Origin of the sequence: Kosakonia sp. MUSA4 (assembly GCF_013085925.1) — a bacterium.
Lineage (GTDB): Bacteria > Pseudomonadota > Gammaproteobacteria > Enterobacterales > Enterobacteriaceae > Kosakonia > Kosakonia sacchari_B.
In genome coordinates this window covers 3,566,646-3,591,401 of the sequence record NZ_CP025697.1, presented here as the reverse complement: position 1 = coordinate 3,591,401, position 24,756 = coordinate 3,566,646, and the positions used below count along the sequence as shown (strand labels likewise).

Here is a 24,756-nt window from a genome sequence, read left to right as displayed (position 1 = left end):
AACTTTCTCTACAATCCGCCGCGAATAACTTTCGTTATGTTCGTTTTCACTCATTTCTGACCGAAATGAGTCTTACCGCGCCACGGAGGCCGCTATGTTGAGTATTTTTAAACCCGCCCCCCATCTTTCGCGTCTGCCGGACGCGCAAATCGACCCGCTTTATCGGCGGCTGCGCTGGCAAATTTTCCTCGGTATTTTTTTTGGTTACGCTGCCTATTATCTGGTGCGTAAAAACTTTGCCCTGGCTATGCCGTACCTCGTTGAACAAGGGTTCTCCCGTGGCGATCTGGGGTTTGCGCTGTCAGGCATCTCCATTGCCTACGGCTTTTCGAAATTCATCATGGGTTCGGTATCGGATCGTTCGAATCCGCGCGTGTTTCTGCCTGCCGGTCTGATCCTGGCGGCTGCCGTGATGCTGTTTATGGGCTTTGTGCCATGGGCCACCTCCAGCATTATGATCATGTTTGTGCTGCTCTTTTTATGCGGCTGGTTCCAGGGGATGGGCTGGCCGCCGTGCGGACGTACGATGGTGCACTGGTGGTCGCAGAAGGAACGCGGTGGCGTTGTTTCTGTGTGGAACTGCGCGCATAACGTCGGCGGCGGCATTCCGCCACTGCTGTTTTTGTTGGGAATGGCCTGGTTTAACGACTGGCATGCGGCGCTGTATATGCCGGCCTTTGGCGCGATTCTGGTGGCGATTATCGCCTTTGCTCTGATGCGTGATACGCCGCAATCCTGCGGTTTGCCGCCGATCGAAGAGTACAAAAACGACTACCCGGATGATTACAGCGACAAGCACGAAGAAGAGCTGTCGGCGAAGCAGATTTTTATGCAGTACATCCTGCCGAACAAGCTGTTGTGGTACATCGCCGTGGCTAACGTGTTCGTATACCTGTTGCGCTACGGCATTCTCGACTGGTCGCCAACTTACCTGAAAGAAGTGAAGCACTTCGCGCTGGATAAATCCTCGTGGGCCTATTTTTTGTATGAGTACGCGGGTATTCCCGGCACGCTGCTCTGCGGCTGGATGTCGGACAAAGTGTTCCGTGGCAATCGCGGCGCGACTGGCGTGTTCTTTATGACGCTGGTGACGATCGCGACTATTGTTTACTGGCTGAACCCGGCGGGCAATCCGACGGTAGATATGATCTGCATGATCGTCATTGGCTTCCTGATTTATGGCCCGGTGATGCTGATTGGCTTGCATGCGCTGGAGCTGGCGCCGAAAAAAGCAGCGGGTACGGCAGCCGGGTTTACCGGGTTGTTTGGCTACCTCGGCGGTTCTGTCGCGGCCAGCGCCATTGTTGGTTATACCGTTGATTTCTTCGGCTGGGATGGCGGTTTTATGGTGATGATCGGCGGCAGTATTCTCGCCGTTTTGTTGCTGATTGTCGTGATGCTGGGCGAAAAACGTCACCATGCTGAGATGCTGGCGCGCCGTCAGTAAAAGGGAGATCAGATGAAAACCACTTTTACCCGTATCACAACCGGCCTGCTGCTGGCCGGTTTATTTGCCAGCCATGCGCTGGCGGCGGAGAAAATCGTGATTGCCCATCGCGGCGCAAGCGGCTATCTGCCGGAGCACACATTACCGGCGAAAGCGATGGCCTATGCGCAGGGCGCCGATTATCTTGAGCAGGATCTGGTGATGACCAAAGACGACCAGCTGGTTGTCCTGCACGATCACTATCTGGATCGCGTGACCGATGTGGCGGAGCGTTTTCCGCAGCGCGCCCGTAAAGATGGCCGCTTTTATGCCATCGACTTTACGCTCGACGAAATCCGCTCTTTGAAGTTTACCGAAGGCTTTGATGTGGAAAACGGCAAAAAAGTGCAGCTCTTTCCGGGACGCTTCCCGATGGGCAAATCGGAATTCCGTATCCATACCTTTGCCGAAGAGATTGAGTTTGTGCAGGGGTTAAATCACTCCACCGGCAAAAATATCGGTATCTACCCGGAAATCAAAGCGCCGTGGTTTCACCATCAGGAAGGCAAGGACATTGCCGCGAAGACGCTGGAAGTGCTGAAAAAGTACGGTTACACCAGCAAAAAAGACAAAGTCTACCTGCAATGTTTTGATGCCGACGAGCTGAAGCGCATTAAACATGAGCTGGAACCGAAGATGGGGATGGATCTCAATCTGGTGCAACTGATTGCTTACACTAAATGGCATGAAACCCAGCAAAAACAGCCGGATGGTAAATGGGTGAATTACAACTATGACTGGATGCTGCAACCTGGCGCGATGCGGCAGATTGCGCAGTATGCCGACGGAATTGGCCCGGATTACCATATGCTGGTGGCAGACGGTTCCACACCGGGTAACGTGAAGCTAACGCAGATGGTGAAAGAGGCGCATGCCAGCCATTTGCAGGTACACCCGTTTACCGTGCGGGCCGATCAACTCCCGCCGTATGCCGCCGATGTGAATCAGCTTTATGAAGTGCTATACCGGCAGGCGGATGTCGATGGCTTATTTACTGACTTCCCGGATAAAGCGGTGCAGTTTTTAAAGCGGAAATAAGAGTGGGACCCGGTAAGCGAAGTTGCCTGATGGCGCTTCGCTTATCAGGCCTACGAAGGGATGAGCGTACAGTAACGGTAGGCCGGGTAAACGCAGTGCCACCCGGCATTTTTTACATCTCGATCTCGATATCGCCTTTCGCCCGGCAGCAGCAGGGCAAAATTTCCCCTTCGTTAACGAAGGCCAGCGGCTCGGCAATCCAGTCAACCTGGCCTGCTATCAGACGGCAGCGGCAGGAACCGCAGTAGCCTGCGCGGCACTGGTACTCCACCTCCACCTGCTGTGACTCCAGCGCCACCAGCAGGGAAGGGTGCTCATCCCGGCACAGCACCTCGGTGCCGGAAAGGCGCAGCGTTACGCGGCTCATCAGAGCTGGAAGCTGCTCAGATCGTCGGTATCGACTTCAGAATCGATCTGACCGACCAGGTAGGAGCTGACTTCCACTTCCTGCGGCGCCACCTGCACGTTATCGGAAACCAGCCAGGTGTTGATCCACGGAATCGGGTTTGAACGCGTCTGGAACGGCAGATCGAGGCCAACCGCCTGCATGCGGATGTTGGTAATGTACTCGACGTACTGGCAGAGAATGTCTTTGTTCAGGCCGATCATCGAACCGCCCTGGAACAGATATTCCGCCCACTCTTTCTCCTGCAAGGCCGCCTGCACGAACAGGTCGTAACATGCCTGTTTGCACTCTTCGGCAATCTCCGCCATTTCCGGATCGTCAGCGCCAGAGCGCAGCAGGTTCAGCATATGCTGAGTGCCGGTCAGGTGCAGCGCTTCATCGCGGGCAATCAGGCGGATGATTTTGGCGTTGCCTTCCATCAGCTCGCGCTCGGCAAAGGCAAAGGAGCAAGCGAAGCTGACATAGAAGCGAATCGCTTCCAGCGCATTCACGCTCATCAGGCACAGGTAGAGTTTCTTTTTCAGCTCGCGCAGGTTCACGGTAACGGTTTTGCCGTTCACGGTGTGTGTGCCTTCGCCCAGCAGGTGCCAGTAGCTGGTCATCTCAATCAGTTCATCATAGAAATGCGAGATGCCTTCCGCACGCTTGAGGATCTGCTCGTTAGTGACGATATCGTCAAACACCACCGCCGGATCGTTAACGATGTTGCGGATGATGTGGGTGTAAGAGCGCGAGTGGATGGTTTCGGAAAACGCCCACGTCTCGACCCAGGTTTCCAGCTCCGGAATGGAGATCAGCGGCAGCAGCGCGACGTTCGGGCTGCGGCCCTGAATAGAATCCAGCAGCGTCTGGTATTTCAGGTTGCTGATAAAAATATGTTTTTCGTGTTCCGGCAGCGCCTGGAAATCGATACGGTCGCGGGAAACATCAACTTCTTCCGGACGCCAGAAGAAGGAGAGTTGTTTTTCAATCAGCTTTTCAAAGATGTCATATTTTTGCTGATCGTAGCGCGCCACGTTAACCGGCTGGCCAAAGAACATCGGCTCCAGTAGCTGATTGTTTTTCGTCTGTGAAAAAGTGGTGTAAGCCATGAAAGTGTCCTGTCTTGCGAAAGAAAAGGGCGGGTTTCCCCGCCCCTTCGTTAGATCTTACATGCGCCGCTTTCGCAGCCATCGTCCTGGATGGAAGGCACCAGGTCATCCTGGGCATCTTCCGCTCCATCGCGGGTGTTCTGATAGTACAGCGTTTTCACACCAAATTTGTACGCGGTGAGCAAGTCTTTCAACAATTGCTGCATCGGCACTTTGCCCGACGGGAAACGGCTCGGATCGTAGTTGGTGTTCGCCGAAATCGACTGATCGATAAACTTCTGCATAATGCCGACCAGTTGCAGATAGCCGTCATTGTTCGGCATTTCCCACAGCAGCTCGTAAGCGGTGCTCAGTTGTTCGTAGTCCGGCACCACCTGGCGCAGAATACCATCTTTCGACGCTTTGATGCTCACGTGGCCGCGCGGCGGTTCGATACCGTTGGTGGCGTTGGAGATCTGCGATGACGTTTCAGACGGCATCAGCGCGGAGAGCGTGGAGTTACGCAGGCCGTGCGTTTTGATGGATTCGCGCAGTGCTTCCCAGTCGTAATGCAGCGGCTCGTTGGTAATACCGTCGAGATCTTTCTTGTAGGTGTCGATCGGCAAAATACCCTGCGAATAGGTGGTTTCGTTGAACCACGGGCATGCGCCTTGCTCTTTCGCCAGCTCGTTAGACGCTTTCAGCAGCCAGTACTGAATGGCTTCGAAAGTCTGATGCGTCAGGTTATTGGCGCTGCCGTCGGAGTAACGCTTGCCGTTCTTCGCCAGCCAGTAAGCAAAGTTGATCACGCCGATACCCAGCGTACGGCGGCCCATGGCGCCACGTTTTGCGGCCGGGATTGGGTAATCCTGGTAATCCAGCAGCGCGTCGAGAGCACGTACCGCAAGCGTTGCCAGTTCTTCCAGCTCGTCGAGGTTTCTGATGGCGCCGAGGTTGAAAGCAGACAGCGTACAGAGTGCGATTTCACCGCTGTCGTCGTTAACGTCATCAAGCGGCTTGGTCGGCAGCGCGATTTCCAGGCACAGGTTGGATTGACGTACCGGCGCGACCTGCGGGTCGAACGGGCTGTGCGTGTTGCAGTGGTCAACGTTCTGGATGTAGATACGGCCTGTTGAGGCACGTTCCTGCATCATCAGTGAGAACAGCTCAACCGCTTTGATGCGCTGCTTACGGATGCTGTCGTCTTTCTCATATTGGGTGTACAGACGTTCGAACTCGTCCTGATCGGCGAAGAACGCGTCGTACAAACCCGGGACGTCGGACGGGCTGAACAGGGTGATCTCTTCACCTTTCAGCAGACGGGTGTACATCAGCTTGTTGATCTGTACGCCGTAGTCCATGTGACGCACGCGGTTGCCTTCCACGCCACGGTTGTTTTTCAGTACCAGCAGGCTTTCTACTTCCAGGTGCCACATCGGGTAGAACAGGGTGGCTGCGCCACCGCGCACGCCGCCCTGCGAGCAGGATTTCACCGCCGTCTGGAAATGTTTGTAGAACGGAATACAGCCGGTGTGGAACGCTTCACCGCCACGGATTGGGCTGCCCAGCGCGCGGATGCGACCGGCATTGATGCCGATACCGGCACGCTGGGAAACGTATTTCACAATCGCGCTGGAGGTGGCGTTGATGGAATCCAGGCTATCGCCGCACTCAATCAGTACGCAGGAGCTGAACTGACGCGTCGGGGTGCGCACGCCGGACATGATCGGCGTCGGCAGCGAAATTTTGAACGTGGATACCGCATCATAGAAACGCTTAACGTAGTCCAGACGCGTTTCACGCGGGTAGTTCGAGAACAGGCAGGCAGCCACCAGAATATAGAGGAACTGCGCGCTCTCGTAGATTTCGCCGGTCACGCGGTTCTGTACCAGATATTTCCCTTCCAGCTGCTTGACGGCGGCGTAGGAGAAGTTCATATCACGCCAGTGATCGATAAAACCGTCCATCTGCTTGAACTCTTCTTCCGTATAGTCTTCCAGCAGATGATGATCGTATTTGCCCAGTTCGATCATCTTTTTCACGTGGTCGTACAGCGCTGGCGGTTCAAACTGACCGTAAGCTTTTTTACGCAGGTGGAAAATCGCCAGGCGCGCGGCCAGGTACTGGTAGTCCGGCGCATCGCGGGAGATTAAATCCGCTGCGGCCTTAATGATGGTCTCATGGATATCGGAGGTTTTGATCCCGTCGTAAAACTGAATGTGTGAACGCAGTTCAACCTGGGAGATAGAGACGTTACTCAGCCCCTCTGCCGCCCAATCCAGCACACGATGGATTTTGTCGAGATTGATGCGCTCAGTGCCACCATCACGTTTTGTCACCAGCAGACTCTGATTCATGTGATTACCTGTCCGTGAAATAAAAGTATCCCCCAATTATCCACAGTTCGTCGCTGTGACTAACTCTGTGGATAAATACTATATGTAGGGGGTTTGCGATAAGGAAAACGCTATATGGTGATTATTCTAGTAAGGATTCTTTTCAGTACAAGAGTTGATTTTGAGGTTAAATTGAGGTTGCGAAAGCGTAATAAACGCTAAGACCTCATGCTGTAAGGCCTGGCGGGGATGTCAACGTTTTACAAAAAAAAATGAAATTTTGATCGAGTGCTGATTTCTTCATCGGGAAAGGCAAATGCGCAGCTTGATACTGCGCAATATTTATAACTTTAACTGATGGCTTAGTCGTTTTTTGCCGTTGCGTGTAACATATAATTAACATCAACGCCCGGTCCTAAGCTAAATTTATTCAGCAGCGGATTATAATGCAGCCCGGTGATATGACGTTCCTGAAGTACCGTCTCATCGATCCAGTTTATTAATTCAGCAGGTTTAATGAATTTCTTCACGTCGTGCGTGCCTTTCGGCACCATGCGCAGTACGTATTCTGCACCGACGACGGCCATCAGCCAGGATTTGCCATTGCGGTTAATGGTCGAAAAGAAGACGTGGCCGCCCGGTTTAACCAGCTGCGCGCAGGCTTTTACCACCGATTGTGGATCGGGGACGTGCTCCAGCATCTCCATGCAGGTCACCACGTCGTACTGCTGTGCGTGTTTCGCGGCATGTTCTTCGACGGTTTCCTGAACATAATCGACCTGCACGCCAGATTCCAGCGCATGCAGACGCGCGACCTGCAACGGTTCAAAGCCCATATCCAGACCGGTCACCGTTGCGCCTTCCTGCGCCATGCTTTCCGCCAGGATGCCGCCGCCGCAGCCGACATCAAGCACCTTTTTACCGAACAGACCGTCGGCATGTTCGCCAATGTAGCCCAGACGCAGCGGGTTAATACGGTGCAGGGGTTTAAATTCACCCTCTTTATCCCACCAGCGTGAAGCGACAGCTTCAAATTTGGCAATTTCAGCATGGTCAACGTTCTGAGCGGCCGGTGTTTTTTCGGCATTCATGGGCGCATTTACTCCTCTCTCAATAAGACGTGTGAGTATATCAGGCCGACGGGATGAATAAACCTTTGCGCGGGAGTTATAGATTTACCTGTATCACAGCGGTTGTGTTATAATTTGCGACCTTTGAATCCGGGATACAGTAGAGGGATAGCGGTTAGATGAGCGACCTTGCGAGAGAAATTACACCGGTTAACATCGAGGAAGAGCTGAAAAGCTCCTATCTGGACTATGCGATGTCGGTCATTGTTGGCCGTGCGCTGCCGGATGTCCGAGATGGCCTGAAACCGGTTCACCGTCGCGTACTTTACGCCATGAACGTATTGGGCAATGACTGGAATAAAGCCTACAAAAAATCTGCCCGTGTCGTTGGTGACGTAATCGGTAAGTACCATCCCCATGGTGATTCCGCGGTGTATGACACCATTGTCCGTATGGCGCAGCCATTCTCGCTGCGTTACATGCTGGTTGATGGTCAGGGCAACTTCGGCTCCATCGATGGCGACTCCGCGGCGGCGATGCGTTATACGGAAATTCGCCTGGCGAAGATCGCCCATGAATTGATGGCCGATCTGGAAAAAGAGACGGTTGACTACGTCGATAACTACGACGGTACCGAAAAAATTCCTGATGTGATGCCGACCAGGATCCCGAACCTGTTGGTCAACGGTTCTTCCGGTATCGCGGTCGGTATGGCTACCAACATTCCGCCACACAACCTGACGGAAGTGATCAACGGTTGCCTGGCCTATATCGACAATGAAGACATCAGCGTTGAAGGGCTGATGGAACACATTCCGGGGCCAGATTTCCCGACTGCCGCCATCATTAACGGTCGCCGTGGGATTGAAGAAGCCTACCGCACCGGTCGTGGCAAGATCTACATTCGCGCCCGCGCAGAGGTCGAAACCGATGCGAAAAGCGGCCGTGAAACCATTATCGTGCATGAAATTCCGTATCAGGTGAACAAAGCGCGCCTGATCGAGAAGATTGCCGAACTGGTGAAAGACAAACGCGTTGAAGGCATCAGCGCGCTGCGCGACGAGTCTGATAAAGACGGTATGCGCATCGTAATCGAAGTGAAACGCGATGCCGTGGGCGAAGTGGTGCTGAACAACCTCTACTCCCAGACGCAATTGCAGGTCTCCTTTGGTATCAACATGGTGGCGTTGCACCATGGTCAGCCGAAGATCATGACGCTGAAAGAGATTCTGGCCGCGTTCGTGCGTCACCGCCGTGAAGTGGTGACCCGTCGTACCATTTTCGAACTGCGTAAAGCCCGTGACCGTGCGCATATCCTTGAAGCGTTGGCCGTGGCGCTGGCGAACATCGATCCGATCATCGAACTGATCCGTCGCGCGCCGACCCCGGCCGAAGCGAAAGTGGGCCTGATCGCGCAGCCGTGGGATCTGGGCAGTGTCTCCTCGATGCTGGAACGTGCGGGCGATGACGCTGCACGTCCGGAGTGGCTGGAGCCGGAGTTCGGTATCCGCGACGGTAAATACTACCTGACCGAGCAACAGGCACAGGCAATTCTGGATCTGCGTTTGCAGAAACTGACTGGCCTTGAGCATGAAAAACTGCTCGACGAATACAAAGAACTGCTGGAGCAGATCGCTGAACTGCTGCACATCCTCGGCAGCGCTGAGCGCCTGATGGAAGTGATTCGTGAAGAGCTTGAACTGATTCGCGAGCAGTTCGGTGATGAGCGTCGTACCGAAATTACCGCGAACACCGCCGATATCAATATCGAAGACCTGATCACTCAGGAAGACGTTGTGGTTACGCTGTCGCATCAGGGCTATGTGAAGTATCAGCCGCTGACCGACTACGAAGCCCAGCGCCGTGGCGGTAAAGGTAAATCGGCTGCGCGTATTAAAGAAGAAGACTTTATCGACCGCCTGCTGGTGGCCAACACCCACGATACGATCCTCTGCTTCTCCAGCCGTGGCCGTCTCTACTGGATGAAGGTTTACCAGCTGCCGGAAGCGAGCCGTGGCGCGCGTGGTCGCCCGATCGTCAACCTGCTGCCGTTGGAGCCGAACGAGCGTATTACGGCCATTCTGCCGGTACGCGAATACGAAGAGGGCGTTAACGTCTTTATGGCGACCGCCAGCGGTACCGTGAAGAAAACCGCGCTTACCGAGTTCAGCCGTCCGCGCTCTGCCGGTATTATTGCCGTTAACCTGAATGACGGCGACGAACTGATTGGCGTCGATCTGACCTCCGGGAACGACGAAGTGATGCTGTTCTCTGCCGCCGGTAAAGTGGTGCGCTTTAAAGAGGGTGCGGTGCGCGCGATGGGTCGTACGGCGACCGGCGTACGCGGCATCAAGCTGGCGGAAAAAGACAGCGTGGTATCGCTGATTGTTCCGCGCGGCGAAGGCGCCATCCTGACGGTCACGCAGAACGGTTACGGTAAACGTACTGCTGAAACCGAGTACCCGACCAAATCTCGTGGTACGCAGGGCGTTATCTCCATCAAGGTCACCGAACGTAATGGTTCCGTGGTCGGTGCGGTGCAAGTAGACGATTGCGATCAGATCATGATGATCACCGATGCCGGTACGCTGGTGCGTACCCGCGTGTCGGAAATCAGCGTGGTGGGCCGTAATACCCAGGGCGTGATCCTCATCCGTACCGCGGAAGATGAAAACGTTGTGGGTCTGCAACGCGTCGCCGAACCGGTGGATGACGAAGAGCTGGACTCCATTGACGGCAGTGTGGCGGAAGGCGATGACGACATCGCGCCGGAAGTTGACACTGACGACGATACGGCGGATGACGCCGACGAGTAATGCGTCACAGAGGGCCGGTTTTCCGGCCCTTTTTCATTGCCATTGCGGCATTCGCGATTTATCGCTACCTTAACGACACTCTTTTTTAACTTCCTTGTGGCGGAGTTTCCCCAGGTTGAAATACCTCGTCTCTTTTCGCAGCACCCTGAAAGTTTCCCGCTATTTATTCAGAGCGCTGGCGCTATTGCTGTGGCTGTTAATTGCCTTTTTTTCAGTGTTTTACATCGTCAATGCGTTGCACGACAAAGAGTCAGAAATTCGTCAGGAATTCAACCTCAGCTCCGATCAGGCGCAGCGTTACATTCAGCGCACATCGGATGTGATGAAAGAGCTGAAGTACATTGCCGAAAACCGTCTGACGGCGGAAAACGGCATCCTTACCTCGCGCAGTCGCGATGATAAAACCGATGTGCCGGCGTTTTTACCGCTGTTCCCCGATTCTGACTGCTCTGCGATGAGTAGCTCATGGCGCGGTTCGCTGGAGTCGCTGGCGTGGTTTATGCGCTACTGGCGCGACAATTTCTCAGCCGCCTACGATCTCAACCGCGTATTTCTGATTGGCAGCGACAATCTGTGTATGGCGGATTTCGGCCTGCGCGACCTGCCGGTCGAGCGTGACGATACCTTAAAAAGCTTGCATGAGCGGATTGTGAAATACCGTAATGCGCCGCAGGATGAGCGCAGCAACAACCTCTACTGGATGAGCCAGGGGCCGCGCCCGGGAATCGGTTACTTTTACGCGCTGACGCCGGTTTATCTCGGCAATCGTCTTCAGGCGTTGCTGGGCACCGAGCAGTCAATCCGCATGGAGAATTTCTTTACGCCGGGCAGCCTGCCGATGGGCGTCACCATTCTGGATGAAAGCGGGCACTCGCTGATTTCGCTGACCGGCCAGGATAGCGGCATTGTTGCCGATCCGCGCTGGATGCAGGAACGTTCGTGGTTCGGTTACACCTCCGGTTTCCGCGAGCTGATCCTGAAAAAGAGCTTACCGCCATCCTCATTGAGCGTGGTTTATTCCGTTCCTGTCGATATGGTACTGGAACGCATCCGCATGCTGATCCTCAATGCCGTGCTCCTGAACGTGCTGGTTGGCGTGGCGCTGTTTACCCTGGCGCGCATGTATGAGCGACGCATCTTTATTCCGGCGGAAAATGATGCGCAACGGCTGGAAGAGCATGAGCAGTTCAACCGTAAAATCGTCGCTTCTGCGCCGGTGGGGATCTGTATTCTGCGCACCCAGGACGGGACGAATATTCTCAGTAATGAACTGGCGCATAATTACCTGAACATGCTCACGCATGAAGATCGGCAGCGGCTGACGCAGATCATTTGCGGCCAGCAGGTCAATTTTGTTGATGTACTGACCAGCAACAACACTAATCTGCAAATCAGCTTTGTTCATTCGCGCTATCGCAATGAAAACGTGGCGATTTGTGTGCTGGTGGATGTCTCCGCGCGCGTCAAAATGGAAGAGTCGTTACAGGAAATGGCGCAGGCGGCAGAACAGGCCAGCCAGTCGAAATCCATGTTCCTGGCGACCGTCAGTCATGAGTTACGCACGCCGCTGTACGGTATTATCGGTAACCTCGATCTGCTGCAAACCAAAGAGTTGCCGAAGGGCGTCGATCGCCTGGTGACGGCGATGAATAACTCTTCCAGCCTGCTGCTGAAAATTATCAGCGATATTCTCGACTTCTCGAAAATTGAGTCTGAGCAGTTAAAAATCGAGCCGCGTGAGTTTTCCCCGCGCGAGGTGATGAGCCATATTACCGCCAACTATCTGCCGCTGGTGGTGCGTAAACAGCTGGGGCTGTACTGCTTTATCGAGCCGGATGTGCCAGTGGTTCTCAACGGCGATCCGATGCGTTTGCAACAGGTGATCTCAAACCTGCTGAGCAATGCGATTAAGTTCACCGACATCGGCTGTATCGTGCTGCATGTACAGCGTGATGCGGATTATCTCAGCATACGCGTGCGCGATACCGGTGTGGGGATCCCCGGTAAAGAAGTGGTGCGGCTGTTTGATCCCTTCTTCCAGGTCGGAACCGGGGTGCAGCGTAATTTCCAGGGCACAGGCCTGGGGCTGGCGATTTGCGAGAAGCTGATTAGCATGATGGACGGCGATATCGCGGTGGATACCGAACCGGGTATGGGCAGCCAGTTCACCATTCGTATTCCGCTTTACAGTGCGGTCGCGCCGGTGCGTGCTGATGTCGATGGGCTGGCGGAGACCTGCTGCTGGCTGGCGGTGCGTAACGCCTCATTGTCGGCCTATTTGCAAAGCTTGCTGAACTGGAATGGTATCCGTGTGAAGCAGTACGACGGGCGCGTGCTCGGCCATCAGGATACGTTGATTACCGACGAAGATCTGGAACATCCTTCAGGCGCGCGGGCGGTGATTGTTTTCTGCCGCCGCCATATCGGTATTCCCGTTGAACGTGCGCCGGGCGAATGGTTACACAGCGTCGCCGCGCCGCACGATTTGCTGGCGTTGCTGGGACGCATATACCGCGTGCAGGTGGTGGAACCGCAGGCAACTGCGACGCAGGCCATAGAAGACAATGAGGTATTGCGCAACGACGATATGATGATCCTGGTGGTTGACGATCACCCGATTAACCGGCGATTACTTGCCGATCAGTTGGGATCGCTGGGCTATCAATGCAAAACAGCCAACGATGGGGTGGATGCATTGAACGTGTTAAGCAAGAACCACATTGATATTGTGCTCAGCGACGTCAACATGCCGAATATGGACGGTTATCGTCTGACGCAGCGGATTCGCCAACTGGGCCTGACGTTGCCGGTGATTGGCGTAACGGCTAACGCACTGGCGGAAGAGAAACAGCGCTGCCTTGAATCCGGTATGGATAGCTGCCTGTCGAAACCGGTGACGCTGGATGTGCTGAAGCAAACGCTGGCAGCTTATGTCGCGCGGGTCAGAAACAGCAGGGGATAAAAAAGAACCCCGGCGAAAGCCGGGGTTGTGGGGATTACTCTTTTTCTGTCTGGGTCAGTGTGACCGAGGAGAGGTAGTTCAGCAGGGCGATATCGTTATCGACACCCAGTTTCATCATCGCAGATTTCTTCTGGCTACTGATGGTCTTGATACTGCGGTTCAGCTTTTTAGCGATTTCCGTTACCAGGAAACCTTCTGCAAACAGACGCAGTACTTCGCTCTCTTTCGGTGACAGGCGTTTGTCGCCGTAGCCGCCAGCGCTGATTTTTTCCAGCAGGCGAGAAACGCTTTCAGGGGTGAATTTCTTACCTTTCTGCAGCGCGGCCAGAGCCTTAGGCAGGTCGGTTGGCGCGCCTTGTTTCAGTACGATACCTTCGATATCCAGATCCAGCACCGCACTCAGAATTGCCGGGTTATTGTTCATGGTAAGAACAATAATCGACAGCGCAGGAAAATGGCGTTTAATGTATTTGATCAGCGTAATACCATCGCCGTATTTATCGCCCGGCATTGACAGGTCGGTGATCAGAACATTTGCCTCGAGTTTCGGCAGGTTATTAATGAGCGCTGTAGAGTCTTCAAATTCACCGACTACGTTAACCCACTCGATTTGTTCCAGTGACTTGCGAATACCGAACAGTACAATCGGATGGTCATCGGCAATAATTACGTTCATATTGTTCATGTATTAGGCTACCTTGCTACAGCAAGCTCTTGACGTAAGCGTCAATGTCGCTGATGTAATTTTCTATGCCTGGAGCATCGCTTTCACGAATTAATTGCTCCAGCGTTTCGCACAACTGCTTACCAGGTACCAGATTTAGCATAGCAAACACACCTTTCAGGCGGTGTGCTGTCTGCGCCAGCGCAGCTAAATCGCGTAACGCTGATTCAGTATACAACCTCTTAACATCATCGGGTACTGTGTCAACAAACAGTGCATAATAGCCGCTGGCATGGAGTTCCGCGTTTTCATCGCCTCCCAATGGCGATTCCGGAACATCTTCCTGCGCCAGTTGCTCTTCTATAAGCTGCAATATTGCTCCCTGCATTGCATTGCTCATATTAAAGTTAACGCGCAATTGGCCAGGGCCAATTTTCCGCACACCGGCCTCATCATCGCTTAAAAGCAAGCCTGAGGCTGTAAGATTAGACGGATTATCTGTCAAAAAGAGATCATATTCTTGACTTGAAAGACGTTCATCCGGGGAAATACAGCTTGCACCCCAATTTTCCAACTGGCGAACTACGATATTGCGGATTTCATTCGAGGTGATGTCAATCATCGCGACAACATCATCAAGCAATTTCTCTTCGCTTTCAACCTGCGGTGAGCGGGCCGCCATTCTAACATGCAAAGAGTAGCGGGTGCCCAGATCTTCCCTTGCCTTAATATTCAAATGCCCACCGAGTTTTCTGGCTAACTGATCGCACAGCCAGAAGGTGAGGGCGTTTGCTTTTCCGTACCGATCGCTCTGTGTATCGTTAAGGAACGGGAAGTGCAGATTGTCAATTTCGCTGGTATTTACGCCTGTACCAGTATCAAGAATACGGAAGGTCAGGCGATCTTCTGCGGATTCATCCATATTCACTTCAAGGGTGATTTTACCCATTTGCGTGGTCGTCACCGCGTACTGGATCAAAAGCAGTAAGATTCGACGTAACGCATCGCGATCGCCGTGGCGCTCCTCGTTAGCCGGAAGCGGGTTGTTGATCAACAATTGCAGGCCTTTACGCTTGATCACCGGCAGAACTTCCGGCACCACTTCATCAATCAAATCCTGAATGGAGAACACGGTAGGCGAACCTTTCCAGCTATCGCTTTCCAGCATGTTGGCCAGTTGAATTTCATCCACCAGTTGTACCAGCCTGTCGGCGTGATCGGCGACAAGATTGCCCTCTTTGTTTTCAAGGGCGGCAGCTTCAGCAGCGAGGGCCTTTACTGGCTGTTTCAGCGAGTCAGCCAGGTTATTCATAAAGGTGGCGCGACCCTGCTGGTTCTTCTCATACAGCCGCTGCGCTTGCTTCAGCTTCTTATTGACCAGCACTTCGCGGTCCTGGTCGCGAATAATAAAGATCTGCGTACGTGAAGCCACCTGGCTGCGGAACTGACGGATTTCATACAGCTCATTATTTATGGTGGCCTGGATGACGCCCTGGTGCTGATCCGCCATGGCGGTGATATTTTGCAGATTCAGGTGCGGCAGCAGATGGTCGGCTATTTTGTTGCTCAGCACCGTGCGGTTAGCTTCCTGATCGTGTACCAGCAAGCCAAGCGGCAGTAATGAGACAATCTCTTCGTTGAAAGCGCGCAGCACGCGCAGCTCGTTGCTTGCTCCTGGCGCCGCCAGGCTATCCGTCTTACGGCCCGGTTGCTGACGGAAGGTGGTGTAGCCAAATAGCGCCAGCGCCAGCAGCCCAATATTCAGCAACAGCGGTAAAAGAATGTTTTGCAGGGTGTCGAGCAGCAGCGTACCAAAAGGAACCTGCCACACCAGGCGCAGCCCGGTGCCGTTCAACGCAGAAGCGATCTCAATACGCGAGCTATTAAAGTTGACGGTCACATTATCTGTGGTCTCTTTATCCTGCCCGCGCGTGGTATTTTGCGTGCTATCAGGGTCGAGACGGAAACTGTCCAGTGACATGCCCGGCGGGATCAGATCGTTAATCGGCAAGTCAAACGCCACCACCGTCGCCAGGTGACCCGGCTGGTTAAAGGTGGTGCGCAGCGTAAAGTAGTGGCCATTCTGCCAGGCCAGGCGGCGCAAGGAGGAAAAACTTTCGCGCTCATCAAGGGCGTTAGCCTGCTGCAACATCTCTGCGCGCCGGGAATCGACGATATTGCTGATGGTGGAATCTTTAAAACCCGAGGTCAGATCTTTTAGAGGCAACGTCGAAACCAGGATCATGCTGTTATCCTGGCCATTCAGATAGTACATCGACCACGGAACGGTTTCTGCGCCCCACAATGTATCGAGATACGTTGAGATGCGCTGCGTCATCTCCAGCGTGGAACTGTCATGCGAACCGAAAATCAGCGCTTCTGTTTTGCGACGCGGTTTTTCGAGGTAATAGACATCCTGTTTCAGACGCGTTTCCTGTAAACCTTCGCTCGGTGTGGTTGCCGGAGCTGCAGCGATATTGTCGTAGATCTGCCAGGTGGCATACCGCCAGGTGTCGATACGCTTATGGATGGCATGCGTAACATCGACGATTTGATAGCTCTTATCTTTCAGCCAGGCGTTGACCGCGCTCTGGATCATCACCCCCATCGTTACCAGCAGGACAATAATCAATAAGAGAAAGAAACGGGTAATGTTGCCCGGTATCAGGGAAAATTTGCCAGGGATCATTGTGTCAGATTGACTCATTCTTGTGTGTAACCCGTTATGACAACACTGCAGGTGACGCTCAGCATCCGCTGAAACAATGTTGCTGCCATGCCGTAACTTCCGCCTGTCGTGCGCGGACTACAAATAGATGTGTTGCAGAGCAGTGTACAGCAGGCAGTATATCGGTTAATGAGTGAATTTCCAGACTCTCTTTTCAGCCATTACTCACATGATGCGGGTTTTTGTCCTTCATCCAAACGAAGCGGCAAAAATGTACAAAATACGGAGGTTGTACAAATATTTCTCACCCCTGAATAAAAAGAACACAATAAATAACAAGAAATTAATTAAGGTGCTAAGTCAATAAGATAAATCTGGCACGCTTGTTGATTAATTAATAATCGTTACAAATAGTTATTATATGTAGATTATTATTCAAGTTAAGTAAAGAAAAGTAAAAAAAAACCGAATGCAGGGCATTCGGTCATAAGAGGGGTAAACAGACATTCAGATTCGAATGACGGTAATAAATAAAGTTAATGATGATAGCGTGTTGTATTCTAGTGGCGATTAGGGATTTCGTTTTTGCATTCAGTGCTGTCATTTATTTTTATTTATGTTATTGTTTTTTATTGAGTTTTTAATTTTATTTGATTATTTGTGCGATATATATTAGCTATTCGTGCTATAAAAAGTTCCCTCGATTTTACAAAATGAAACATCTATCATTAAATATGAAACATCTTCAAAATTTTCGTATCATATTCTCGATGGATTATTTTCCTATTTTAAGCACAATGAATTTGCCAGCTGATTAGAGGGTTGGTCAGCAAGCAGTGGCAAATAAAAATGCATATAACAGAGGGTTAATAAAATGAAAGTTAAAGTACTGTCCCTCCTGGTGCCAGCTCTGCTGGTAGCAGGCGCAGCGAATGCGGCTGAAGTTTACAACAAAGATGGCAACAAATTAGATCTGTACGGCAAAGTAGACGGTTTGCACTATTTCTCTGACGACAAAAGCGCCGATGGCGATCAAACTTACGTGCGTTTCGGCTTCAAAGGCGAAACTCAGGTAAACGATCAGGTTACCGGCTACGGTCAGTGGGAATATAACGTTCAGGCTAACAACACTGAATCTTCAAGCGATCAGGCCTGGACCCGTGTGGCATTCGCCGGTATCCGCGTGGTTGACGCAGGCTCTTTCGACTACGGTCGTAACTACGGCGTAATTTACGACGTAACGTCCTGGACCGACGTTCTGCCGGAATTCGGTGGCGACACCTACGGTGCAGACAACTTCCTGCAGCAACGTGCTAACGGTCTTGCCACCTACCGTAACACCGACTTCTTCGGTCTGGTTGATGGCCTGAACTTTGCTCTGCAGTATCAGGGTAAAAACAGCAGCGGTGAGAACAACAGCAATGGCCGCAGCTTGGTGAAAGAGAATGGCGACGGTTACGGCGCATCCTTGACCTACGATCTGGGCGCAGGTTTCAGCGTCGGTACGGCGATGTCCTCTTCTAAACGTACCGCTGATCAGAATGCAATCAGCGCTGGCCTGTACGGTGAAGGCGATCATGCTGAAGTATACAGCGGCGGCCTGAAATACGATGCCAACAACATTTACCTGGCGGCACAGTACTCTCAGACCTATAACGCAACTCGCTTCGGTTCTTCTGACGATGCTGTGTACGGTTTTGCTAACAAAGCGCAGAACTTTGAAGTGGTTGCGCAGTACCAGTTCGACTTCGGTCTGCGTCCGTCCATCGCTTACCTGCAATCTAAAGGTAAGGATATCTCCAACAACACTGGTACCGTTAACTACGGTGACCAGGATATCCTGAAATACATCGATGTTGGCGCGACTTACTACTTCAACAAAAACATGTCCACCTATGTTGATTACAAAATCAACCTGCTGGACGACAACGACTTTACCCGTTCTGCCGGTATCTCTACCGACAACATCGTTGCACTGGGCCTGGTTTACCAGTTCTAAGTTCGTAACAACGATTGCTAAGGCGCCGCAAGGCGCCTTTTTTATTGTCCGGTTTTTGATGTACGCTTGCCGCCAGCAAGGAGATAACAGGCAATGACAATGACTATTTTCCGCAGCTTTGTGGCCGCCGCGCTGTTGCTATTGGCGGGTTGCGATCGCAGCGAACAGGCACAACCCACCGTGCTGGAAGGCAAAACGATGGGCACTTTCTGGCGCGTTAGTCTGGTGGATATTGATGCGCAGCGCGCGCAGGCGCTACAGCAAAAAATTCAGGCGCAACTGGATGCCGACGATCGTTTAATGTCAACGTGGAAGAGTGATTCTGCGCTGATGCGCTTTAATCACGCTGCCAGTACCGCGCCCTGGCCGGTCAGCGCTGCAATGGCGGATATTGTGACCATCGCCTTGCGGGTCGGGGAAAAAACCGACGGCGCAATGGATATTACCGTGGGGCCGCTGGTGAATCTGTGGGGATTTGGCCCGGATAAACAACCGGTCGTCAGCCCAACGCAGGCGCAAATTGATGCGGCAAAAGCCCGTACCGGCTTGCAGCATCTGACGGTGATTAACCGCTCCGGGGAACAATTCCTGCAAAAAGATCTGCCGGATCTGTTTGTCGATTTATCGACAGTGGGTGAAGGCTATGCGGCGGATCATCTGGCGCGGCTTATGGAGCAGGAAGGGATTGCCCGCTATCTGGTTTCCGTCGGCGGCGCGCTTGCCAGCCGGGGTATGAATACGCAGGGCCAGCCGTGGCGGGTGGCGATCCAGAAACCGACCGATCGTGAAAATGTCGCACAAGCCGTGGTCGATATTAACGGTCATGGGATCAGCACCTCCGGAAGTTATCGCAACTATTACGAGCTGGATGGCAAACGCATTTCGCATATTATCGATCCGCGCACCGGGCGTCCCATCGATCACCGCCTGGTTTCGGTCACAGTGATTGCGCCAACGGCGCTGGAAGCGGATGCCTGGGACACCGGCTTAATGGTGCTGGGTACCGATAAAGCCAAAAAAGTGGTGATGCGCGAAGGATTGGCGGTATTTATGATCATGAAAGAGGGTGACGGTTTTACCACCTGGATGTCGCCGCAATTTTCCTCCTTCCTGGTCAGCGAAAAAAATTAAAACGCAAGATTGCGGGTGTCGGGTTCTTCGCGAGTGTGCACAGTGGGGCTAAGCTTAAATAAGGAGCCTGACATGAACGAGACGACTTTACTTGATGAACAGCGCTGGCAGGCGGTGCTGGCGCGCAACCCGCAGGCGGATGGTCAGTTTGTTTTTGCCGTGCTGACCACCGGCATCTTCTGTCGCCCGTCCTGTCGCGCGCGCCACGCCCTGCGCCAGAATGTGCGTTTCTTCCCGGATGCCGATAGCGCTGTTGCCGCAGGTTTTCGCCCATGCAAACGTTGCCAGCCCGATAAAGCGCATCCGCAACAGCAGCGGCTGGATAAAGTGGCCATCGCTTGTCGATTGCTCGAGCAGGATACGCCTGTCACCCTCGATCAACTGGCAACAGAGGTGGGCATCAGCCCGTACCATTTTCATCGTCTGTTTAAATCCGTTACCGGGATGACACCGAAAGCCTGGCAGCAAGCCTTCCGCGCCCGGCGTCTGCGCAACACGCTGGCAGAGAGCGACACGGTGACCGATGCCGTGCTGGCGGCGGGGTTCCCCGACAGTAGCAGCTTCTATCGCCAGGCAGATGCCGCGCTGGGAATGACGGCGCGTCAGTTTCGCCGCGGTGGTGACGATGCCGATATTCGTTACGCCCTGAGTGACTGTTCGCTGGGGCGCTGCCTGGTGGCCGAGAGTGAACGGGGCATCTGCGCCATTTTACTGGCCGACAACGATGAACAGTTGTTGGCAGAACTGCATACGATTTTTCCTCATGCCCGAAACGTGCAGGGCGATGCGGCGATGCTTGAACGCGTCGCGCAGGTGATCCGCCGTCTTGATCGTGCGGATGCGCCATTTACATTGCCGCTGGATTTGCGCGGCACGGCTTTCCAGCTTCAGGTATGGCAGGCGTTGCGCGAGCTCCCCGCCGGCGCAACGATCAGCTATCAGCGTCTTGCGCAGCAAATAGGCAAACCCGCTGCGGTGAGGGCGGTGGCCAGCGCCTGTGCCGCGAATAAGCTGGCGATTGTTATCCCTTGCCATCGCGTGGTGCGCGGCGATGGTGCGCTCTCCGGTTATCGCTGGGGAATCGCGCGCAAAGCACAACTGCTGCAACGGGAAGCGAAAAAAGAGGAGAGTTAATGCTCGATCTGTTTGCCGATGAAGAACCCTGGCAGGAGCCGCTGGCGCCTGGCGCGGTGGTGCTGCGCCGTTTTGCGCTGCCGCATGTGGAAGCGCTGATGCGCGGCATTGCGCAGGTGGTTAATCAGTCACCGCTGCGCCATATGGTCACGCCGGGCGGGTATACCATGTCCGTGGCGATGACCAATTGCGGCAGGCTTGGCTGGACGACTAATCAGCACGGTTATCTCTATGCGCCTGTCGATCCGCAAACGGCGCAGCCGTGGCCGGAAATGCCTACTGCATTCACGGCGTTATGCCATAAAGCCAGCATCGCGGCGGGTTATCCTGAGTTTCGCCCGGATGCCTGCCTGATCAACCGTTACGCACCAGGGGCGAAGTTATCGCTGCATCAGGATAAGGACGAACCTGATTTGCGCGCGCCGATTGTCTCTGTCTCGCTGGGCTTACCGGCTATTTTCCAGTTTGGTGGGCTGAAGCGTAACGATCCGCTGCAACGATTGATGCTGGAACATGGCGATATTGTGGTGTGGGGCGGTGAATCGCGGCTCTTTTATCATGGCATCGCGCCGCTGAAAGCGGGTTATCACCCGGTGACCGGCGAATGTCGTTACAACCTGACGTTCCGCCAGGCAGGCAATAGCGAATAAAAATAAGAATTATTCTTGATGTAAAGCAGTAGCCGTTTAAACTGCTGGCTGTTTTTGTTGACCGGGCCGTTGTTATGGAACTCCTTCTTCTTGTCTGGCGGCAGTATCGCTGGCCATTCGTGGCGGTACTGGCGCTCACCCTTGCCAGCGCCGCATTGGGAATCGGGTTAATCGCTTTTATTAACCAGCGTTTGATCGAAACCGTCGATATATCATTGACCGTGCTGCCGGAATTTCTCGGCTTGCTGCTGCTGTTAATGGCGGTGACGCTCGGCTCGCAACTGGCGCTGACCACGCTCGGCCACCATTTCGTTTACCGCCTGCGTAGTGAATTTATCAAACGGATCCTTGATACGCCGGTGGAGCGCATTGAACAACTGGGCAGCGCGTCGCTGCTGGCCGGGTTGACCAGCGATGTGCGCAACATCACCATCGCTTTTGTGCGCCTGCCGGAACTGGTGCAGGGCATTATTCTGACGATAGGTTCGTGTATTTATCTGGCCATGCTGTCCGGCAAAATGCTGGCGATCACTGCACTGTGGATGGTGCTGACCATCTGGGGCGGCTTTATTCTGGTTTCCCGGGTGTATAAACATATGGCGACGCTGCGCGAGACGGAAGACAAGCTCTATAACGATTTCCAGACGGTGCTGGAAGGGCGCAAAGAGCTGAATCTGAATCGCGAGCGTGCCGAACATATTTTCGAACAGATGTACCTGCCGGATGCGCGCGAGTACCGCCACCATATTATTCGTGCCGACACTTTCCATCTCAGCGCTGTCAACTGGTCGAATATTATGATGCTTGGCGCGATTGGCCTAGTGTTCTGGATGGCAAACAGTCTGGGCTGGGCGGATACCAACGTGGCGGCAACCTATTCGCTGACGCTGCTGTTTTTACGTACGCCGTTGCTTTCGGCGGTCGGCGCATTGCCGACACTGTTGAGCGCACAGGTTGCTTTCAACAAACTGAAGCATTTTGCTCTGGCGCCGTATCAGCCCGCGTTTCCGCGTCCACGGGCTTTCCCCGGCTGGAAAACGCTGGAGCTGCGCAACGTGACCTTTAAATATCAGGAGAATGATTTCTCTGTCGGCCCGATCAACATGACGCTGAACCGGGGAGAACTGGTGTTTCTGATTGGTGGCAACGGCAGCGGTAAATCAACGCTGGCGATGTTGCTGACCGGGCTGTATCAGCCGGTTTCCGGCGAGATCCTGCTGGATGGTAAACCGATGGCGCAGGATCGCCCGGAAGATTATCGCAAACTGTTCTCGGCGGTGTTTACCGATGTCTGGTTGTTTGACGATCTGCTCGGGCCGGAAGGTAAACCGGCGGATCCGGCGCTGGTCGATAAGTGGCTGGATCAGTTGAAGATGGCGCACAAACTGGAACTGAACAACGGCAAGATCCTCAATCTGAAGCTCTCGAAAGGGCAGAAAAAGCGCGTGGCGCTGTTGCTGGCGCTGGCGGAAGAGCGCGATATTCTGCTGCTTGACGAATGGGCGGCCGATCAGGATCCCCATTTCCGCCGCGACTTCTACCAGGTGTTGCTGCCGCTGATGCAACAGATGGGGAAAACCATTTTTGCCATCAGCCACGACGATCACTACTTTACCCACGCCGACCGCCTGCTGGAGATGCGCAATGGCCAGTTGACTGAGCTGGTGGGTGAAGAGCGTGCGCAAGCTTCCCGCGACGCCGTCTCCCGCACTGCCTGAGCAATGCGCTCCCTTCGATCGAAGGGGGCATTCGTTCCATTTTTCGCCAAACGCCCCCGCTGTTTATTATTTTTTACAAAAGCTGCCGCTATGCTTAAGGCTATTCGGCCCCGGCTTCAGGGCGCTTTGCATTCAGGGAACGGCTAATGTCATTAAGCAAAAAAAACAGCGTTAAACTGCGCGACGAGGAGCGGGCGCGCCTGATTTGGTTGCTGATCACCCATAAACCGCTTACCGCCTCGCTGCTCGGACAACTCACCCTCGCCGGGCAGGTTGATAGCGCCGGGCTGGAGCGGGATCTGGCGGAGGTTAACGCGCTGGTCTCCCATTTGCCGCCGCCGGATCTCGCCGATACGCTGGAAGCCTTGCCGGTAGATGAACGCCACGCATTATGGCGGCTGGTGAGCGATGATAAACGCGGCAAAGTGCTGCTTGAAGCGTCGGAGAATGTCTGGGATGACCTGATTGATGAGATGAGTGACCGCGCGCTGCTCGATGCGCTGCAAACGCTGGATATCGACGACCAAATCTGGCTGGTGCAGCATCTGCCGCGTAACCTGACCGGCCGCTTAATGGCGACGTTACCGCGTGCAGAGCGTAACCGCATGCGGGAAGTGATGCGCTACGGCAAAAACTGTGTCGGCGCGATCATGGAGTTCGAGGTGATCACCGTACGCTCCGAAGTGACACTGGCGGCGGTTCAGCGCTATCTGCGACGGCTCGGCAAAATGCCGGACAACACCGACAAACTGTTTGTTATCGGCCGCGATAACCGGCTGATGGGCGAACTGGGGTTGCAAACTATTTTGCTCAATGCCGCCGGGAAGCGGGTCAGCGAAGTGATGGATGCGGATCCGGTGGCCTTTTCTCCGGAAGAGGACGCGGAAAAAGTGGCGCGTACTTTCGAGCGTGACAACCTGCTTAGTGCGGCAGTAGTCGATGATAACGGAATGCTGATGGGCCGTCTGACCATCGATGAGATCGTCAATGTGGTCTATGAAGAGACTGACAACGATTTGCGCCAGATGGGCGGCCTGAGCGCCGAAGAAGACGTGTTTGCACCGGTAAGCAAAGCGGTGAAAACCCGCTGGGCGTGGCTGGCGATCAACTTGTGCACGGCATTTATCGCCTCGCGCGTGATCGACGGGTTTGAACACACCATTTCGCAACTGGTGGCGCTGGCGTCGCTGATGCCGATTGTCGCCGGGATTGGCGGCAACACTGGCAACCAAACCATTACCATGATTGTGCGCGCGCTGGCGCTACAAAACATTCAGCCGGGTAACTTTGCTTTCCTGATTATGCGTGAACTTGGCGTCGCGTTGATTAACGGCCTGGTGTGGGGCGGCATTATGGGCTGCATCACATGGTGGCTGTACGACGATGCGGCGCTGGGCGGCGTCATGACGCTGGCGATGGTGCTGAACTTGTTGATGGCGGCGTTGATGGGCGTGTTGATCCCGATGATCATGACCCGGCTGGGGCGCGACCCGGCGGTCGGCTCCAGCGTGATGATCACCGCGATCACGGATACCGGCGGCTTCTTTATTTTTCTTGGGCTGGCGACGCTGTTTTTGCTGTAACTTTTGCTGTCTTACGCCACTTCGG

Annotated in this window: 16 protein-coding genes; 10 read left to right on the top strand and 6 right to left on the bottom strand. The window is 53.9% G+C overall.

What is annotated here, in order from left to right; genetic code table 11:
• Positions 1 to 94 precede the first annotated feature (94 nt).
• Positions 95 to 1,447 carry a glycerol-3-phosphate transporter gene (gene glpT / locus C0557_RS16920; protein WP_208659699.1) on the top strand — a complete coding sequence of 451 codons (1,353 nt, stop codon included), beginning with the start codon at positions 95 to 97 and terminating at the stop codon, positions 1,445 to 1,447.
• 12 nt (positions 1,448 to 1,459) lie between these two features.
• Entirely contained in the window at positions 1,460 to 2,524 is a 1,065-nt protein-coding gene (gene glpQ / locus C0557_RS16915; RefSeq protein ID WP_208659697.1) for a glycerophosphodiester phosphodiesterase, read from the top strand.
• 112 nt (positions 2,525 to 2,636) lie between these two features.
• On the opposite strand, the gene yfaE is transcribed toward glpQ, so the two are convergent.
• The 4 genes from yfaE to ubiG form a co-directional block, all read right to left on the bottom strand.
• On the bottom strand, positions 2,637 to 2,891 hold the full coding sequence (yfaE, locus tag C0557_RS16910; RefSeq protein WP_208659695.1) for a class I ribonucleotide reductase maintenance protein YfaE: 255 nt from the start codon (positions 2,889 to 2,891) through the stop codon (positions 2,637 to 2,639).
• Positions 2,891 to 4,021: a class Ia ribonucleoside-diphosphate reductase subunit beta gene (nrdB, locus tag C0557_RS16905; RefSeq protein WP_043952922.1), complete on the bottom strand. Its 1,131-nt coding sequence runs from the start codon at positions 4,019 to 4,021 to the stop codon at positions 2,891 to 2,893. The genes yfaE and nrdB overlap by 1 nt, the downstream gene beginning before the upstream one ends.
• Before the next feature lie 50 nt (positions 4,022 to 4,071).
• On the bottom strand, positions 4,072 to 6,357 hold the full coding sequence (nrdA, locus tag C0557_RS16900) for a class 1a ribonucleoside-diphosphate reductase subunit alpha (RefSeq protein ID WP_208659693.1): 2,286 nt from the start codon (positions 6,355 to 6,357) through the stop codon (positions 4,072 to 4,074).
• A 341-nt stretch (positions 6,358 to 6,698) separates the two neighbouring features.
• The gene (gene ubiG, locus C0557_RS16895) at positions 6,699 to 7,427 is read right to left on the bottom strand and encodes a bifunctional 2-polyprenyl-6-hydroxyphenol methylase/3-demethylubiquinol 3-O-methyltransferase UbiG (RefSeq protein WP_208659690.1); all 729 of its coding nucleotides are present in this window, start codon (positions 7,425 to 7,427) and stop codon (positions 6,699 to 6,701) included.
• A gap of 158 nt (positions 7,428 to 7,585) precedes the next feature.
• Here ubiG and gyrA point away from each other — a divergent pair, with 158 nt between their 5' ends.
• Together gyrA and rcsC are read left to right on the top strand one after the other, a co-directional pair.
• Positions 7,586 to 10,222 carry a DNA topoisomerase (ATP-hydrolyzing) subunit A gene (gyrA, locus tag C0557_RS16890; RefSeq protein ID WP_208659688.1) on the top strand — a complete coding sequence of 879 codons (2,637 nt, stop codon included), beginning with the start codon at positions 7,586 to 7,588 and terminating at the stop codon, positions 10,220 to 10,222.
• A 115-nt stretch (positions 10,223 to 10,337) separates the two neighbouring features.
• Positions 10,338 to 13,184 carry a two-component system sensor histidine kinase RcsC gene (gene rcsC, locus C0557_RS16885; RefSeq protein ID WP_208659686.1) on the top strand — a complete coding sequence of 949 codons (2,847 nt, stop codon included), beginning with the start codon at positions 10,338 to 10,340 and terminating at the stop codon, positions 13,182 to 13,184.
• A gap of 34 nt (positions 13,185 to 13,218) precedes the next feature.
• Here the strand turns inward: rcsC and rcsB are convergent, their stop codons facing one another.
• Entirely contained in the window at positions 13,219 to 13,869 is a 651-nt protein-coding gene (rcsB, locus tag C0557_RS16880) for a response regulator transcription factor RcsB (protein ID WP_007371125.1), read from the bottom strand.
• A gap of 16 nt (positions 13,870 to 13,885) precedes the next feature.
• A complete protein-coding gene (gene rcsD, locus C0557_RS16875) occupies positions 13,886 to 16,555 on the bottom strand; it encodes a phosphotransferase RcsD (protein WP_208659684.1) in 2,670 nt (889 codons plus the stop codon).
• 835 nt (positions 16,556 to 17,390) lie between these two features.
• Between rcsD and C0557_RS16870 the strand changes: the two genes are divergently transcribed.
• From C0557_RS16870 to mgtE, 6 genes are all read left to right on the top strand, one after another.
• Positions 17,391 to 18,515 (top strand): porin OmpC, encoded by a 1,125-nt coding sequence (locus C0557_RS16870; protein WP_208659682.1) that lies wholly within the window; start codon positions 17,391 to 17,393, stop codon positions 18,513 to 18,515.
• Between the two features lie 93 nt (positions 18,516 to 18,608).
• Positions 18,609 to 19,646, top strand: coding sequence for an FAD:protein FMN transferase ApbE (gene apbE, locus C0557_RS16865; RefSeq protein ID WP_208659680.1), 1,038 nt, complete (start codon positions 18,609 to 18,611; stop codon positions 19,644 to 19,646).
• A gap of 72 nt (positions 19,647 to 19,718) precedes the next feature.
• On the top strand, positions 19,719 to 20,780 hold the full coding sequence (gene ada, locus C0557_RS16860; protein WP_208659678.1) for a bifunctional DNA-binding transcriptional regulator/O6-methylguanine-DNA methyltransferase Ada: 1,062 nt from the start codon (positions 19,719 to 19,721) through the stop codon (positions 20,778 to 20,780).
• Positions 20,780 to 21,430, top strand: a complete 651-nt coding sequence (gene alkB, locus C0557_RS16855; protein ID WP_208659676.1) for a DNA oxidative demethylase AlkB — start codon at positions 20,780 to 20,782, stop codon at positions 21,428 to 21,430. Before ada ends, alkB begins: the two co-directional genes overlap by 1 nt.
• Before the next feature lie 74 nt (positions 21,431 to 21,504).
• Entirely contained in the window at positions 21,505 to 23,148 is a 1,644-nt protein-coding gene (locus C0557_RS16850) for a multidrug ABC transporter permease/ATP-binding protein (RefSeq protein ID WP_208659674.1), read from the top strand.
• Positions 23,149 to 23,294: 146 nt separating this feature from the next.
• A complete protein-coding gene (mgtE, locus tag C0557_RS16845; protein WP_208659672.1) occupies positions 23,295 to 24,731 on the top strand; it encodes a magnesium transporter in 1,437 nt (478 codons plus the stop codon).
• The last annotated feature ends 25 nt before the right edge of the window (positions 24,732 to 24,756 follow it).

What these genes read in the sequence shown, in the direction of transcription:
- mgtE (WP_208659672.1), top strand. Translation starts at nt 23,295, where the DNA reads ATGTCATTAAGCAAAAAAAACAGCGTTAAACTGCGCGACGAGGAGCGG.
- nrdB (WP_043952922.1), bottom strand. Translation starts at nt 4,021, where the DNA reads ATGGCTTACACCACTTTTTCACAGACGAAAAACAATCAGCTACTGGAG.
- gyrA (WP_208659688.1), top strand. Translation starts at nt 7,586, where the DNA reads ATGAGCGACCTTGCGAGAGAAATTACACCGGTTAACATCGAGGAAGAG.
- rcsB (WP_007371125.1), bottom strand. Translation starts at nt 13,869, where the DNA reads ATGAACAATATGAACGTAATTATTGCCGATGACCATCCGATTGTACTG.
- glpQ (WP_208659697.1), top strand. Translation starts at nt 1,460, where the DNA reads ATGAAAACCACTTTTACCCGTATCACAACCGGCCTGCTGCTGGCCGGT.
- C0557_RS16870 (WP_208659682.1), top strand. Translation starts at nt 17,391, where the DNA reads ATGAAAGTTAAAGTACTGTCCCTCCTGGTGCCAGCTCTGCTGGTAGCA.
- glpT (WP_208659699.1), top strand. Translation starts at nt 95, where the DNA reads ATGTTGAGTATTTTTAAACCCGCCCCCCATCTTTCGCGTCTGCCGGAC.
- apbE (WP_208659680.1), top strand. Translation starts at nt 18,609, where the DNA reads ATGACAATGACTATTTTCCGCAGCTTTGTGGCCGCCGCGCTGTTGCTA.
- nrdA (WP_208659693.1), bottom strand. Translation starts at nt 6,357, where the DNA reads ATGAATCAGAGTCTGCTGGTGACAAAACGTGATGGTGGCACTGAGCGC.
- ubiG (WP_208659690.1), bottom strand. Translation starts at nt 7,427, where the DNA reads ATGAATGCCGAAAAAACACCGGCCGCTCAGAACGTTGACCATGCTGAA.
- C0557_RS16850 (WP_208659674.1), top strand. Translation starts at nt 21,505, where the DNA reads ATGGAACTCCTTCTTCTTGTCTGGCGGCAGTATCGCTGGCCATTCGTG.
- rcsD (WP_208659684.1), bottom strand. Translation starts at nt 16,555, where the DNA reads ATGAGTCAATCTGACACAATGATCCCTGGCAAATTTTCCCTGATACCG.
- alkB (WP_208659676.1), top strand. Translation starts at nt 20,780, where the DNA reads ATGCTCGATCTGTTTGCCGATGAAGAACCCTGGCAGGAGCCGCTGGCG.
- yfaE (WP_208659695.1), bottom strand. Translation starts at nt 2,891, where the DNA reads ATGAGCCGCGTAACGCTGCGCCTTTCCGGCACCGAGGTGCTGTGCCGG.
- ada (WP_208659678.1), top strand. Translation starts at nt 19,719, where the DNA reads ATGAACGAGACGACTTTACTTGATGAACAGCGCTGGCAGGCGGTGCTG.